This window comes from Flavobacterium xizangense (genome assembly GCF_054075145.1).
In genome coordinates, this window is record NZ_JBSIPG010000225.1 from 1 (window position 1) to 250 (window position 250).

The following is a 250-nucleotide window of genomic DNA, read 5'->3' on the forward strand; positions in this document are numbered from 1 at the left end:
TTCAAGAAGTTATCCTTCGGTTGTAAAACCAATGATGCAATTGATTCCAAAAGCACAGAATGCATCTTTAATTGCAACTACTAACATGATGCTTACGTCTCGCGGACCAATGTTCTTATCAGACACGGCAATCAATATTAATCCGTCTGCTCAAGACCTTGTTAATATTGCCATTATGACGGCTAAGACGGCTAAAATGTTTGGTGTTGAGCCTGTTATTGCAATGGTTTCATTCTCAAACTTTGGTTCT

At 38.4% G+C, this 250-nt stretch carries 1 protein-coding gene; it reads left to right on the top strand.

Features of this window, described 5'->3' with window-relative positions:
* A partial coding sequence (locus ACWA1B_RS23205) for a phosphate acyltransferase (RefSeq protein ID WP_456911031.1) occupies positions 1-250 on the top strand: 250 nt, incomplete at both ends.